General features: G+C 43.8%; 12 protein-coding genes, 1 tRNA gene and 1 other annotated feature. Of the genes, 3 read left to right on the top strand and 10 right to left on the bottom strand.

The features are described 5' to 3' along the window. Positions 1–20: 20 nt before the first annotated feature. Together I8752_RS06545 and I8752_RS06540 are read left to right on the top strand one after the other, a co-directional pair. Entirely contained in the window at positions 21–1505 is a 1485-nt protein-coding gene (locus I8752_RS06545) for a protein kinase domain-containing protein (RefSeq protein WP_214431497.1), read from the top strand. Between the two features lie 305 nt (positions 1506–1810). Continuing rightward, on the top strand, positions 1811–3580 hold the full coding sequence (locus I8752_RS06540) for a serine/threonine-protein kinase (RefSeq protein ID WP_214431496.1): 1770 nt from the start codon (positions 1811–1813) through the stop codon (positions 3578–3580). 262 nt (positions 3581–3842) lie between these two features. Here I8752_RS06540 and rplL read toward each other — a convergent pair whose 3' ends face one another. The 8 genes from rplL to rplS form a co-directional block, all read right to left on the bottom strand. Then, a complete protein-coding gene (gene rplL / locus I8752_RS06535; RefSeq protein WP_214431495.1) occupies positions 3843–4232 on the bottom strand; it encodes a 50S ribosomal protein L7/L12 in 390 nt (129 codons plus the stop codon). A 198-nt stretch (positions 4233–4430) separates the two neighbouring features. After that, complete coding sequence (gene rplJ, locus I8752_RS06530) at positions 4431–4982, bottom strand: 50S ribosomal protein L10 (RefSeq protein ID WP_214431494.1); 552 nt, start codon at positions 4980–4982, stop codon at positions 4431–4433. Between the two features lie 59 nt (positions 4983–5041). Next, positions 5042–5206 (bottom strand) — a sequence feature (ribosomal protein L10 leader region). 86 nt (positions 5207–5292) lie between these two features. After that, positions 5293–6009: a 50S ribosomal protein L1 gene (gene rplA, locus I8752_RS06525; RefSeq protein ID WP_214431493.1), complete on the bottom strand. Its 717-nt coding sequence runs from the start codon at positions 6007–6009 to the stop codon at positions 5293–5295. Positions 6010–6136: 127 nt separating this feature from the next. After that, on the bottom strand, positions 6137–6562 hold the full coding sequence (rplK, locus tag I8752_RS06520; RefSeq protein WP_214431492.1) for a 50S ribosomal protein L11: 426 nt from the start codon (positions 6560–6562) through the stop codon (positions 6137–6139). A gap of 6 nt (positions 6563–6568) precedes the next feature. Next, positions 6569–7201, bottom strand: coding sequence for a transcription termination/antitermination protein NusG (nusG, locus tag I8752_RS06515; protein WP_214431491.1), 633 nt, complete (start codon positions 7199–7201; stop codon positions 6569–6571). Continuing rightward, on the bottom strand, positions 7201–7422 hold the full coding sequence (secE, locus tag I8752_RS06510; RefSeq protein WP_214431490.1) for a preprotein translocase subunit SecE: 222 nt from the start codon (positions 7420–7422) through the stop codon (positions 7201–7203). Before secE ends, nusG begins: the two co-directional genes overlap by 1 nt. A 309-nt stretch (positions 7423–7731) precedes the next feature. Then, a tRNA-Trp gene (locus I8752_RS06505) sits at positions 7732–7804 on the bottom strand. Between the two features lie 145 nt (positions 7805–7949). Continuing rightward, positions 7950–8312: a 50S ribosomal protein L19 gene (rplS, locus tag I8752_RS06500; protein ID WP_214431489.1), complete on the bottom strand. Its 363-nt coding sequence runs from the start codon at positions 8310–8312 to the stop codon at positions 7950–7952. A 156-nt stretch (positions 8313–8468) separates the two neighbouring features. Between rplS and I8752_RS06495 the strand changes: the two genes are divergently transcribed. Further along, entirely contained in the window at positions 8469–9413 is a 945-nt protein-coding gene (locus tag I8752_RS06495; protein WP_214431488.1) for a glycosyltransferase family 2 protein, read from the top strand. Positions 9414–9444: 31 nt separating this feature from the next. On the opposite strand, the gene I8752_RS06490 is transcribed toward I8752_RS06495, so the two are convergent. Together I8752_RS06490 and I8752_RS06485 are read right to left on the bottom strand one after the other, a co-directional pair. Further along, positions 9445–12777 (bottom strand): efflux RND transporter permease subunit, encoded by a 3333-nt coding sequence (locus I8752_RS06490; protein WP_225895482.1) that lies wholly within the window; start codon positions 12775–12777, stop codon positions 9445–9447. A gap of 49 nt (positions 12778–12826) precedes the next feature. Continuing rightward, the gene (locus I8752_RS06485; protein WP_214431487.1) at positions 12827–14305 is read right to left on the bottom strand and encodes an efflux RND transporter periplasmic adaptor subunit; all 1479 of its coding nucleotides are present in this window, start codon (positions 14303–14305) and stop codon (positions 12827–12829) included. Between the last annotated feature and the right edge of the window lie 311 nt (positions 14306–14616).

The following is a 14616-nucleotide window of genomic DNA, read 5'->3' as shown; positions in this document are numbered from 1 at the left end:
GTTATTCCAGATAATCTTCTATGACAATACAGCTGCTGAACGATCGCTATCAAGTTATCCGCACACTAGGTGCTGGTGGGTTTGGTGAAACCTTTCTAGCAGAAGATACCTATATGCCTTCAAAGCGCCGTTGCGTGGTGAAACTACTAAGACCAATTCAAAATAATCCCCAAATTTATCAATTGGTGCAAGAAAGGTTTCAACGGGAAGCAGCGATTCTAGAAGAACTTGGTGGCGCAACTGACCAAATTCCATCCTTGTATGCTTACTTTGAATCGGGTGGGCAATTTTATTTAGTTCAGGAGTGGGTTGAAGGCCATACCCTGACAGCGAAATTTCACCAGCAGGGATTATTTAGTGAAACCGCTGTCCGGGAATTATTGGTGAATTTGTTACCAGTTCTGGAATACGTTCACTCAAAACATATTATCCACCGCGATATCAAACCAGACAACATTATTGTGCGCGATCGCGATGGCAAATCAGTGTTAATTGATTTTGGCGCAGTACGGGAATCTATGGCAACAGTAGTCAATTCCCAAGGAAATCCTACCAGTTCGATTGTGATTGGTACGCCGGGGTATATGCCCAGCGAACAAGCAGCGGGAAGACCGGTTTATTCTAGCGATCTCTATAGTTTAGGTGTGACAGCGATTTATCTACTCACGGGAAAACAGCCACAAGAGTTAGATATAGATTCACAGACTGGTGAGATCGTGTGGCAGCAATATGCCAGTCATGTCAGCCCCATGATGGCAGAAATACTTGATAGAGCGATCGCCTACCATCCACGCGATCGCTATCTTACAGCTAGAGCAATGCTAGATGCTTTGCAGAGCGTAGCAAATCCAATTCCACCCACGCAACCACATATTAAGCAACCACCTGTGGTCTTTGCACCAGCAACCATTGCAATTAATTCTCAGCCTAGCGTTCAAAGTAATAGTAAAAATGGTCTAATCATTGGTGGTTTAATTGCTGGTGGGTTAATCGGTGGCGCTGTCATAATTAGTCAGTTTTTTACAAAAACACCTGTAGCAAGCGAAAACACAACACCTTCAATAACATTGCCAACTGATACACCTTCAATAGTTACGACCCCATTAGTTATCCCATCTTCAGCACCATCGCCAACTGTCCCATCTCAAGTGGTAGAAAGTCCCCAACAGACTACACAATCGACTGTACCCTCTCCACTTCCTGCTACTACATCAACGCAGTCAGATGATTATTTCTGGCTTTCCCAAAGACCTGTCACGGATGCTGATTTGGATGGTAAAGATGGTCAGACATTAGATATCATGCGAAATTGGATTTTCGCTAGGCACGGTCGGCGTTTTGATACAGCAGGCTTACAAGAGTATTTCGATAACCAACCTTGGTATAGTCCTCAATATTCGCCAAAAGAATTTCCTTCTAAGTTACTTTCAAAATTAGAGCAGCAAAATGTTGCTTATATTGCTAAATATCAAGATAGCAACAACTTGAGATATTTTAAAAAATAGATGCTGCACTTTGAAAATAGAGGTAAACTCAAACAAAAATAAAAAGATGATTACTATTTAGAACTTGCTGATTACGAGGAAAATGGGATTGCTAAGTAGAATTAAGATTGGCAGAACTACGAAGAAAGGAAATTGAAGCACACCTGTATCAGTGATAAGTAATAAAAATCTCAATTTATTATAAAACTGTACCACAGGCATCTAAATTAGAAGAATAACAGTTAGATTTGATATTTCCCGTCCCTAAAGTTGTTTAATTAGGTATCTGATGTACATTTGTAAAGGGTGAACGCTTCTAACTTTTCATGACAACGCTGCTGAACAATCGCTATCAAGTTATCCAAGTATTGGGCGCTGGGGGGTTTGGTGAAACCTTTCTGGCAGAAGATACGCACATGCCTTCTCGTCGTCGCTGTGTCATCAAGCAACTCAAACCGATCGCTAACGATCCACAAACTTACCAAATGATTCAACAACGGTTTGAGAGAGAAGCTGCAACGTTGGAGTATTTGGGCGAAAGTAGCGACCAGATTCCCAGACTCTATGCTTATTTTTCTGAGAATGGGCAGTTTTACTTAGTTCAAGAATGGATTTACGGTCAAACCCTAGCAAATATTGTCGAAACTCAAGGGTACAAGAGTGAAACTGTTGTCCGCGAAATTCTCTTGAGTCTACTTTCAGTCTTGGATTACGTTCACAGCAAGGGCATCATTCATCGAGATATCAAACCTGATAACATCATTCTCCGCTCTACCGATAACAAACCAGTTTTAATTGACTTCGGTGCAGTTAAGGAAACGATACGTTCGGTGGTGAGTGCGCCAATGCCGACGCGATCGCTTGTGATTGGTACGCCTGGTTATATGCCCGGCGAACAAGCGATCGGACGACCAGTTTATGCTACAGACATTTACAGTTTAGGTTTAACGGCAATATATCTGCTAACTGGCAAATACCCCCAGGAAATAGAAACTAACCAGCAAACAGGGGAAATTCTGTGGCAAAATTACGCCCCTAACGTTTCTCCCCAGCTAGCGATGGTAATCAATCAAGCGATTAAACCCCAAGCCAGCGATCGCTACAGTACTGCTAGTAAAATGCTACATGCTTTAAAATCTGCTACTGGTATTCCCGTACAGTCTTCTCCCACAGCTAATACAGTTAGCCTGCATTCCACCACTCGACAAACCCAGGCGTTATCTTCGCCGCAAACAATTCCATCAAACAATCGGCAAAAATCTGCTTGGATTGTCGCTAGTTTGGTGGTAGGTGGCTTAATCGGCGGTGTGGCGATCGCTAAAATTATCGGTCAGCAACAGTCTGAAGCACCAATTGCTACTGATTCCACCACTTCACCAGAATTAGCAACTACTAGTCCGCCTGTTACTTCTGAACCTTCACCAACCTCTGTTGTACCGACTTCACCGCCACAGCAGCAAGTAAATTCTGCACCCTTGCCTCGTAAACCAGACCCCACTTCAGAAGCCTCTACACCGTTAAACAACGAGCCTGTAACTTCAGATACTCCTGCACCTCAAGTTACAACAGTACCGCAACAGACACCTGTAGTTCCGATACCAGAGGCAAGTGCAACACCCCAAGAAAAGCCACAGCAACCAAAAAAAGGTAATGGCGAAAGCGTTCCCGCCTTTCCCACAGGCACGCAAAGAAGCAGCGTGGAAGCGGTACTTGGAAAACCAAATCAAGATTTAAGAGGCGCTTGGGGTAAAACTCGTGCTGTCACCTATAAATTAGTACCGAACCAAATCGACCTTGGCTACTTATTTGACCGGAATTCGGGAGTACTGCGCCAAACCGAGGTAGCTTTTGCTCAATCGGTAGATCCACAGGTGATGCAGTCTACCTTGAATGGCATGTTAGGCGGACAAGCTACTGAAAAAATTCAGCGAAAATTGCAACAGATACAACAACGTCAGTTAGACAATTTTAGTTTTTCCAAAGGCTCAGTGAAGGGTCAAATTGTGCGGCAAAATTGTGATTTTATTTACATTAGTATTTGGGATGCAGACTTTCATGATTTTGTAAGTCCATCGTCAGCTAAACAGTGCAGCTAAGAGAAAATAAAAGGGAGTAGGGAGTAGGGAGTAGGGATTGGGGAGTAGGGAAACTAAGCCGCCCCCTTCGGGGCGGGGTTTCAACCTATCTTGTGCAATACAAGGATTTTTCGCGCCACAAGGGGCGAGGCTTTAACCTTTTTTGGGGCTAATTTCTTCCCCTACTCCCTACTCCCTACTCCCCACTCCCGCCCCGAAGGGGAGGTAAAAAAGGAGCCTGACTTAGGCTCCTTGTGCAAAAATTAGTAATTGAAAACTTTAACTATTTCACAGTTACCTTACCGCCAGCTTCTTCAATCCGCTTCTTAGCATCTTCAGCAGCATCTTTGGCTATACCTTCCTTAACTGCTTTGGGTGCAGCTTCCACCAAGTCTTTAGCTTCTTTCAGACCCAGACCTGTTAATTCCCGTACAATCTTCAGCACGGCAATTTTCTTATCAGCAGGGACAGATTCCAGAACCACATCAAACTCAGTTTGCTCTTCTACTGGTTCAGCAACAGCACCGCCACCAGTGGGAGCAGCTACTGCTACGCCAACCGGTGCGGCAGCACTCACGCCGAAAGCTTCTTCAATTTGCTTAACTAATTCCGCAGCTTCCAGCAAAGTCAAGCCTTTCAATTGTTCCAAAATGTTGTCAGTTGTAGCAGACATTGATATAACTCCTGTAATGTTTGATTAGTTATTTGTCAGTTGTCAGTTGTCAGTTGTCAGTTGTCATTTGTCTTTTGTTTTATGAGCAATGACCCTTCGGGTGACGCTCGCAGGCTCGCTAACGCTGCGCTAACGCCAGTTGTTTATGGGGGAAACCCCCAAGACCACACTGGCTCACCAGTGACCATTAACTAATGACTATTCACCAGCACTTTCGGCACTACCGTCTTTCTCAGCCTCGGCCACGGCTTGCAAAGCACGAGCCAGCGAACCTGGAACTTCGTTGATACCCACAGCAATTTTGGTAGCTAAAGCATTGATAGCTCCAGCAATTTGACCCATGAGTTGTTCCTTAGATGGCAAGTCTCCTAAAGCTTTGACATCTGGCTCTTTCAGCAGGCGACCTTCCATCACACCACCGCGAAGTTCTGTCTTCTTGGTGACTTTCTGGAAGTCTTGGTAAGCCTTAATTGCAGATGAGAAATCTTCTTTGACCAACAAAAAGGCAGAAGAACCCTTCAGCAATTCTGACAGTGGTTGCCATTTTTCGTCGCCTTCAATAGCAATGCCCATTAAGGTATTTTTAGCCACCTTGCAGACAGTTCCACTGGGGCGCAAACGCCGCCGTAAATCAGTGATTTCAGCAACAGTTAGACCCTGGTAATTAATTACCAGTGCCAAACTTGACTCACTCAAAGTTTCTTTGAGGTCAGCTACTATCTCTTTTTTATCTTCTATCGTTCTACTCATACTTATTTCACCTCCAAGGGCAAAATTATCATCCCTACTTATGCCCTCTGTTCTAACCAACCAAAAACAACAAACCCCAGCTATGTTAGCCGGGGTTTAGCGATGCCTCTTCATGCGAAAATAATTACACCTTAACAGGTGGCATTCAAGCAATTAGAGTTTCAACCTAGGCAGGATATTAAGCTATTAGCACCTGCTGTCTCCGGCTTTAGTTATTCAGTTTGGTTGAGACGCGATTAACCTTTGTCTGTACAAGAGTCAGTTGTTTATTATTAACTACTGACTACTGACCATTGACTAATGACTAAAATTAGGCTGCTTCAGCCAGTTTTAAGTCCCGTAGGGCGCTGATATCAACTTTAATTGCTGGCCCCATTGTGGCAGATACGTATACTGTACGCCAATAACGACCTTTGGCTCCTGAAGGACGGTTACGGTCAATAGTTTCTTGTAACGCCTTCAAGTTTACCAACAAATCTTCGGGTGAGAAAGATACCTTACCAAACATAACATGGACTATGCCAGTGCGATCGGCCCGGAATTCTAATTTACCAGCTTTGAATTCTGCGATCGCACTTGCGATGTCAAAGGTCACAGTTCCACCCTTGGGTGATGGCATCAAACCACGAGGGCCTAGCAATTTACCCAGCTTTGCCACCTGTGGCATCACATCTGGTGTGGCAATTAGCTTGTCAAAGTCCATCATGCCTTTTTGAATTTGGTCAATCAGCTCTTCCGAACCAACTATATCCGCACCAGCATTGCTTGCTTCTGTTACCTTTTCACCTCTAGCAATTACTGCCACGCGCACAACCTGCCCTGTACCCTTGGGTAGTGCTACCGTTGTCCGTAACTGTTGGTCTGTATATTTGGGATCGATTCCCAGCCGGATATGTGCTTCTGCGGCTTCGGGGAATTTAGCTGTTGCCGTCTCTTTTAATAGGGACAATGCATCTAAGGGTGCATAGTCTCTATCTTCTACTTTTGCTTGCAGCTCCTGCAAACGACGCGATATTTTTTTTCCCATTTTTCTCTCCTGGGGTAATTCCGAAGCTTTGCCTCTCCCCCAATTTAATTTTGGATTTTGGATTTTGGATTTTGGATTGATTATGAATTTTGAGTGAAAAATTCATAACTTAAAACCCATGACTTTTTTAGTCTGTAACTGTTACGCCCATATTCCTAGCAGTACCTTCCACAATCTTCATTGCCGCTTCTATATCATTGGCATTGAGGTCGGGCATTTTAGTTTGGGCAATTTCTTGCAATTGCGCTCTGGTAATTTTCCCAACTTTCTTTTTGTTGGGTTCATTTGAGCCTCTTTCTATTTTCGCCGCTTTGCGAATCAATACTGATGCTGGTGGCGTTTTCAGTACAAATGTAAAACTCCGGTCTTCAAAAACCGAAATTTCTACAGGGATCACCATTCCAGCTTGGTCTGCTGTTTTGGCGTTGTACTCTTTGCAGAACATCATGATATTAACGCCGTGTTGACCCAACGCGGGGCCAACTGGCGGTGCTGGGTTGGCTTTCCCAGCGTTTAAGGCCAGTTTAATGACCGCTACTACTTTTTTTGCCATTTGTATTTAGCTCTGTTTCTCTACCTGATTAAATTCCAATTCTACAGGTGTATCTCGTCCAAAAATCGAAAGCAAGGCTTTGAGCTTACTCCGCTCTGGACTGACTTCAATCACCTCGCCTTCAAAGTCCTTAAATGGGCCAGAAAGCACGACTATCTTATCACCAGTCGCCATGTCAATTTTGACAATCGGCTCTTGTTCGGTGGTCTGTTTAAATATCCGTTCTACTTCTGAATGACTTAGAGGTACTGGTTTAACGTGACCGCGACCTTTGGCACTGCCACGTTTTTGCTCTGCTCCCACGAAGTTAATCACATGGGAGGTGTTTCGTACCACCTGCCAAGAATCATCATCCATCATCATCCGCACTAGCACATAGCCAGGAAAAACCTTTTCTTCTGTGTGCTGGCGACTGCCATCTTTGCGAATTTTTACTGCTGGCGTGTGTGGAATTTCCACCTGAACTATTTTGTCAGCAACATCAAATGTTTGAATGCGTTGCTCTAAATTTGTCTTGACACGCTTTTCACAACCTGAGGCTACTTGCACTGCATACCAGCGTGCTTCTTTGTGCGCTGTTTCTGCTGTTTCCTCTGGTTGCAATGCCGAGTTAAGTGGTTCGTCTGTTGCAGAAGTCATCAAAACACCTGTTTTGCTACCCACCCAAAAAATCCATCGACCAAATATATCAAAGAGGCGGAGAGTGTCACCATCAGCAACACAGCCGCTGATTCACTTACCAATTGCTTCCGACTGGGCCAAACCACTTTTTCAAGCTCTTCTCTAGTTCCCTGAAAGAAGTTAAGCAAGCTAGACCCATTTGTGGTTTCTGGCATTTCTGCTTCATTTTTTTTGGACACAGTCGTTTCTCTCCCCGTTTCTTATATAGCTATACCCTGCTAGTTTATGTCTAGGTTTACAGCTTTAAATTCCATCTTGACTGAAAAAAGTTTTAAGTGCTGAGTTCTGAATGCTGAGTAGAAAATACTAGTACCAGTCTGAGCGCCCTTTTTTCAGGTGTTGTTGCTATACGCAATTTGTGATGGCTACTTTAAATCTAGAAGCAAAAAAAAGCTGCATATATAAAACAACTATACCCGAAATCATTAGCACTAACCGCTATGCTAGCAGATGTGCTACTGTTCCGGGCTGTGTTTTTTGCTTCCGAGCGCGCCCTGGAGGACTTGAACCCCCGACATCAGGTTTTGGAGACCTGCGTTCTACCAACTGAACTAAGAGCGCACAAGCTGGCTTAGATTCTGTAATTACGCTTAATCTTTTAGGTTTAACGCAATCCGAACTCTATTGTATCTTAATTTTGTCAAGAAGACAAACTAGCGGCAAATGCCGCTTATTTAGTAGAGTCTCCCATACGCCAAACGGGGAATCACAAAGAACGGTCAAATCTTTGCTTGATTCGGGTAGCTTTACCTACGCGATCGCGCAAGTAATAGAGTTTAGCACGACGTACTTTCCCACGGCGCAAAACTTTGATGTTGTCAATGCGGGGAGAATGCAACAAAAACACTCGCTCAACGCCCACACCTTGAAATACGCGGCGGACTGTAATAGTTTCGTTGATGCCACCATTACGTTTAGCAATCACAACTCCTTCATAGGGTTGCACGCGGTATTTCTCACCTTCTTTAATTCTCACCCCAACTTTTACGGTGTCACCCACGTATATTAGGGGCAAATCTGATTTTAGTTGTTCCGCTTCGATTGAGCGGATGATCTCTTGAGCGCTCATAGCCTATCTGCTTTAAAAACTCACAATCACTAATGATAAATCGAGAATCCTGTTTCAGTCTACTGATTTAGATTCAGATATTGATAATTTTACTGATACAGGAGCTTCAGTATGGAAGTTATATTGCAATAGGCTATGCTGCAATGTGCTGTATTTATGAAATTTAGTGTCGTCATCACGACCTATAACCGCTTAAACTTGCTGCGCCGAGCGATTGACTCTGCTCTCAACCAGACAATTCCTTGTGAGGTAATTGTTGCTGATGATTGTTCATCTAAGGAGACTGAAATATATGTCAAAAGCTTAGGCGATCGCGTTGTTTATCATCGTAATCAAGTCAATAAAGGTCACGCAGCAACGGTAAATGCTGGAGTTCAAAAAGCAAGTGGCGATTGGATTAAGTTTTTAGATGATGACGATTATTTAGCTCCTAATTGTATAGAACAGATGACAAAGGCGATCGCACTTTGTCCCGATGCTGTGATGTGTTCCTGCATTGCTGCTCAGGTGGATGTTAACGAAGTTGAACTCAGTCGCACTCCTCAACTCGGCCCTGGTTTAGCTTTTTATATTCCCCAAGCAGACATTCACTATGGGATGCTCCTAGAAATTGTACCTTTTGGCACACCCGTACAAGTAGCTTGTCACCGTGAAGCTTTTTGGAAAACTGGCGGTTGGGATTCGCAACTTGATGCTAACTGTGATGACATTGATTCTTGGATTCGCATAGCTCAGTTTGGCCATGCCATTTTTATCAACCAGTGCCTCGCCTACCGTACTATTTGGCCGGGTGCTTATAATCACAAGTTTTCTCTGTCTCGGCGGCTAGATACAAACATTTTAATGAAAGAGAAAATCTACAATTTGATTGATGGGAAGCACCGCTCTCATATCCCTGCTCTTGAAGATATTAAAAATTACCTAAAACTGCATTGGACTTTAGTAGCACTCAAGCAAGGAAATCTCCCAAGCTTTATGAAAATGTTAGATAAATCATTCTTTTCACTTTTTGCTTGGTGGCTTTTGCTGACCGTAATCTGTTCGCGCCACTCACAAATTTCTAATCTTCATATTCAAAAATTTGTGTTGATTGAAACATGATTTTGAAGTGTCAGAGCAAAGCTTTAGTCAACTACTTATTTTTTTCCTTTTGCGTCTTTTGCTGTTGCCTGTCGCCTAAGCGTCTACGTAAAAATAATTTAGGAATTCTTAGATTAAAACGTGATTTGTAAAGCTTTTTATTCCATACACTTAACCTCGTTGAAATTGGTTTCGTCCAATTTCCGCCTAGTAAATCGTGCAGCAGAATATAAAAACAAGGGATGATAAACAGCGTCAACATAGTTGCGATCGCCATCCCAAAGAAAACTACAATTCCTAAAGGCTGCAAAAACTCTGAACCTTCGCCAATACCTAACGCTAAAGGAAACAAACCCAAAATAGTAGTGACTGTAGTCATTACAATTGGGCGTAAGCGTTGTGGAGCAGCTTTAACAATGGCAACTTGGCGAGTACAATCTTCTTGTTCCCGAATTTGGTTCGCTAGTTCCACCATCAGAATTCCCGCGTTGACCACAATTCCTACCAGTAGCACTACACCAACAATCACAGTTGCACCAATCGCCGTTTGAGTAATGTAAAGTCCAAAAAGCCCCCCAGCCAACGCTAGCGGCACTGTAAACATAATTACCAAGGGGTCAATCAGCGAATTGTATTGCACCGCCATCACAACGAAGATTAAGAATGTCGCTAACGCTCCCAAAGTTTTCAAAGCATTCTGAAGCTGCTGATTAGTTTCCTGAGCCGAACTAGGCACAATTGAAACGCCATCGGGTAAATCTACGCTTTTGAGTACCTCATTCACTTCTGCTATGGCTTCACTCAGGCTCACACCCTCATTCAAGTTGCCTGCAACTATAAAAGCTTGACGCTGATTAATCCGCTGCACTTCACCAGGAGCTTGACCTTCTTCGATGCTAGCAACATCAAAAAGGCGGACTAGCTGATTGTTTTCTGTAAATAGCGGTAATTGCTCTAGCTGCGAGGAACCCTGAATGGCTTCTTTATCGAGCTGCACTCGCACATCAACTAAACGGTTGCCGCGTTGAATTTGTGTAGGAACTGAACCTTCGATTGCTGTTTGAACGGTAGCACCAATTTCTTGAGCGCTCAGTCCTAAAGCTGCAACTCTTTCCCAGTCTGGGCGAATTTGGATTTCTGGTTGTCTGGCATCGGCATCTGGTCGGAATGTCGCTAATGTTGCTCTTTCTTGCAATGCTTGCAGTACTTGATTTCCCGCTTGCGTTAAATTTTGTTCGTTCTCACCTTGTAAAATCACGTCAACTTCTGAGCCTTGAACTGGGGAATTACTCAAGATTAAACCCCGCACTTGACCGGGATTGAGGCGTAGTAAAATTCCTGCTAAGTTGAGTTTGTTAAATTCTTGAGTTACTTTTTTAACGAACGCTTCGACATCTGTGCCTGGTTTGAGGTTGATAGTGCTACTGGCACGTAAAGGATTTTCTGTAGTATTGCTGCCAAATAAATTACCACCGACAGTTGTGAAAGTAGACTCGGTTTCTGGTTGTTTGAGCAAAATGTCATCGACAATTTGCATAACTTTTTCAGAAGTTGCTAAAGGTGTACCGGGAGGAAACTGCGCTCTTAAGTTGGCTTGACCAGTACTGATGCGGGGTAAAATTTCTTGGGGAATTTGACCAAACATAAAGAAGCTGCCGCCGCCCAGAATTAGCAAAGCAACTGTGACGACAACAAGCCGATAACGTAAAACTTTAGTTAAAAATCCAGCGTATCCCCGTGTAGCATCTTCAAAGCGGTGGTTAAATTGTCTGAGCAGCCAAAATTCACTAATGCGGCTAGACCAGCGAATTCCTAAAAGTCGAGAAGACAGCATCGGCACTATCGTGATTGCAACGACAAGGGAGGCTGCTACTGCAAAGCTAATTGTCAAAATCAGTTCATTAAATAGTAGTGCGATAAAGCCGCCAATTAAGAGGAATGGCACTACAGAAACTAAGTTGGCTCCTGTGGCAGCAACTAAAGCAGATTCTACTTCTTGAGAAGCATCGATCGCATTGTCAATAAAGAATTTGGAATTTCTCCCCTGCTCCCCTTCCTCTCTCTCTCTTTGATTGGGGGTCATACCTGCTTTTTCGGAGATATTCTCCAAAATCACAACCGATGTATCAATTGCTTGACCGACTCCTAATGTCAAACCTGCCAAACTAAACACATTCAAAGTCAAGCCAAAGATTTTCATCAAAGCGATCGCAGCCAGAGTACACAGCGGTATCGTTAAACTGATGATTAATGTTTGTCTGAACGAACCCAAAAATAGTAACACTGCTGCCGCTGCTAACAATGCCCCAGAAATCCCCGAAAAGATGACATCATTTAGAGAATTGCGGATAAAGATAGATTCATCTGTAGTAGGACTAAAAGTCATGTCGGCTGGAATTAAACCCGATTGCCGTAATTGTTCAATTCGCCGCTTCACAGCATCTACAACTGCGATCGTATTAGCTTCCGGCTGTTTTTGAATTGAAAATTTTACCGCAGGCTGACGGTTGAGGTAAACAAATACTCGCTGGTCTTCTGTATCGTCAATTACCTCGGCAAAGTCTCGCAAGTAGACGCGGCGGGGAGGGGATGAGGGGGATGAGGGAGATGAGGGAGAGGAAACTTCTAAGGAGAGGTTTTCAATTTCCTTGGCATCTCGGAAGCGTCCGACTGTACGAGTCAATGGTTCGGAATTTTGACCGAGAATCCGGCCGCCAGAAATATCTTGATTGCGAGCTGTGAGTTCATTTAATACATCATTTAATCCCACGCCCAATGCTTGCAATCGATTTAAGTCAACAAGTACTCTTACTTCTTCTTCAGCACCGCCAGCGACATCGACTGAAGCAACTCCTGGGACTACACTAAGTTCGCGCGTCAATTCTTCATCGGCAAATACGCGTAAATCTTTGCCTGAAAGTGAGGTAGATGTCAGTGCTATTTCGTAAACAGGTAACTGGGAAGGATCGACTTTAAATAAACGCGGTTCCTCTATCGTGTCGGGTAGCTGTCCTCGACCTCGGTTAAAAGCAGCAGTAGCATCGTTGAGGGCTTGGTCAATATCGCCCCCTGGCTGAAAGTATAAATCGAGGCTTACTTGTCCCTCACGAGTACGGGAGAAAACTTGCACTACATTCTCAGTTGCTGATAAAGCTTCTTCTAGGGGCCGAGTAATTTCATCTACCGCTACTTCTGGCGAAATACCGGGAGCTTCTAACCGAACGCCAATTCGTGGATAGGTAATTGAGGGCAGAAGATCCACTTGGATAGTTGTCAGGAAAAATATCCCGACAACAATTACCGCCACGGTAAGCATGAGTGTGCCAATGTGTTGACGGATGGCGATCGCACTAATACTAAATCCGCCATTATTTGCCTGCTGCATGAGTGTCGCTTGACTCCAACTAAAAATTAAAAATGTCAAAACCTAATTTTTAATTGTTCATTTTTAATTTTTGATTCTCCTGGGGGACTGACTCTGCTGTTTCTGACAAAATTGATAACTTGACAGCGTCACCCTCTTTTAAAGGCTTACCACTACGAGCTACATAACGCTCTCCCGATTGCAAGCCAGATAAAATTTCCACTTTGCCATCAACTGTTTTCCCTAGGGTAACAGCACGCGCCGCTACCTTAGTATTACCTTCTGCTTCAGTAACTACAAATAGCGTTCCATTACGCGGCTCTGATTCCTTGACTGCCGCAGATGAGGAAGATTGTTTAGTATTTGGTTCTTTTTGAATAGCTGTTTGCGACACTACTACTCGCTGTGGTGTCTGGTTTGCAAAAGTGACTCGCGCCAGCAGTCCGCTACCAATCTTACCGTTACTGTTAGGAATCACAACCTCCATAGGTATCAAGCGAGCTGTAGAATCGGCTGCTGGGGAAATGCGGGTAACTCTGCCAACTAATGTTTGATTGGCAAAGGCATCTAAGCGAACTTGTACGGATTGCCCAACTTGAATTTTTGCTAGTTCTAATTCGGAAACTTGAACGACAACTTTGATGCGGTTAAAGTCACCAATCTTCAAGACTTCGCCACCAGCTTGCAAAAGATTACCTGGTTCTGTCACCTTTTCGGTAACTACGCCGGCGATTGGAGATGTGAGCCGAGCATAGGATCTGCGCTCTTTGGTTTGAGCAACTAATGCCTGCTGGGCAACTACTCTACCTTGAGCGGCGGCGACAGCTTGCTCTTCTGTACGGACTTGTTCTTGAGCTGCCCGTAGTGCTTGAGCGGCTGTTTGCGCTTCAGTACGTGCTTGTTGAGCGGTTTGTTCGGCGATCGCTCCTGATTGAAATAGTTTCTGTTGCCGTTGTGAGTCTGCTTGAGCTTGGATGACTTCTAAGCGTCTTTGTTCTACTGCTGCACGGGCATTGCCTACTTGAGTTTTAGCCCTTGCTACTTCTGAATTGAGGGCTGCTAATTCTGCTTCTGCTTGCTTTAATTCTGTTAACAAAATGGCATCATCTAACTGCCCAATATTTTGTCCTCGCTGGACTCGATCGCCCACATCTAAATTCAAAGCTAATAATCTAGCTTCTACTTGCGATCGCAGCGACACAATCCGCAATGGTGCTGTAGTACCTGTATATTCCTGTTGTTTTTGTACTATACCTGTTCGGGCGATCGCTACATCCACAGGCGTTGCACCGCCCCCCCGCTCACCTTTCGGACTCTGAGATTGTGCGTCGGCTGAGTCTTTGGGCAGCGATCCACAACTTGCTGTAATCAATCCAAAACCCAAAAAACAAGCGATCGTTAAACTAGATCGCCATCCCCAGAGGCGGGACAACTTTTTTACATTCTCTGTGTCACCTGTATCATTTAACTGAGAATGCATTAGCTGCTCTATATCTGGTAAATTTTGCATTTTCACCAATTTGTGCGGCTTATTTCTGTCCAAAATCATTTTTTTGCTCCTAACAGGGCGCTTTTGGCTAAAACAGCCGTTTACTTCCAAGTGTTTTTATATAGATTTGAGCGATCGCAGGTAGAAGACAGCATCAGTCAGCTCTTGAAAGGGTTTATTAGTATAAAAAGTATTGTTTAACTAAATAAAAATCGTAAAAACTCCCTATACTTACTGCTTACGTAAACACAGAGAAGTTTATAGCACTCGTATCCCTTTTCAACTTAGTGTAGGTATTTTTAGTTTTTCTCGGCTCTACTGCAAGCAACATATAAACTGAAACTTGCGTAAAATCGACTTTTTTAGGAGAA

Origin of the sequence: Dendronalium phyllosphericum CENA369, assembly GCF_016056275.1 — a bacterium.
Lineage (GTDB): Bacteria > Cyanobacteriota > Cyanobacteriia > Cyanobacteriales > Nostocaceae > Dendronalium > Dendronalium phyllosphericum.
This window is presented reverse-complemented; position numbering and strand designations above follow the sequence as displayed.

Excerpts from the sequence above, each read along its gene's own strand:
- I8752_RS06545 (WP_214431497.1), top strand. The coding sequence starts at position 21 with ATGACAATACAGCTGCTGAACGATCGCTATCAAGTTATCCGCACACTA.
- I8752_RS06540 (WP_214431496.1), top strand. The coding sequence starts at position 1,811 with ATGACAACGCTGCTGAACAATCGCTATCAAGTTATCCAAGTATTGGGC.
- rplL (WP_214431495.1), bottom strand. The coding sequence starts at position 4,232 with ATGTCTGCTACAACTGACAACATTTTGGAACAATTGAAAGGCTTGACT.
- rplJ (WP_214431494.1), bottom strand. The coding sequence starts at position 4,982 with ATGAGTAGAACGATAGAAGATAAAAAAGAGATAGTAGCTGACCTCAAA.
- rplA (WP_214431493.1), bottom strand. The coding sequence starts at position 6,009 with ATGGGAAAAAAAATATCGCGTCGTTTGCAGGAGCTGCAAGCAAAAGTA.
- rplK (WP_214431492.1), bottom strand. The coding sequence starts at position 6,562 with ATGGCAAAAAAAGTAGTAGCGGTCATTAAACTGGCCTTAAACGCTGGG.
- nusG (WP_214431491.1), bottom strand. The coding sequence starts at position 7,201 with ATGACTTCTGCAACAGACGAACCACTTAACTCGGCATTGCAACCAGAG.
- rplS (WP_214431489.1), bottom strand. The coding sequence starts at position 8,312 with ATGAGCGCTCAAGAGATCATCCGCTCAATCGAAGCGGAACAACTAAAA.
- I8752_RS06495 (WP_214431488.1), top strand. The coding sequence starts at position 8,469 with ATGAAATTTAGTGTCGTCATCACGACCTATAACCGCTTAAACTTGCTG.
- I8752_RS06490 (WP_225895482.1), bottom strand. The coding sequence starts at position 12,777 with ATGCAGCAGGCAAATAATGGCGGATTTAGTATTAGTGCGATCGCCATC.
- I8752_RS06485 (WP_214431487.1), bottom strand. The coding sequence starts at position 14,305 with ATGATTTTGGACAGAAATAAGCCGCACAAATTGGTGAAAATGCAAAAT.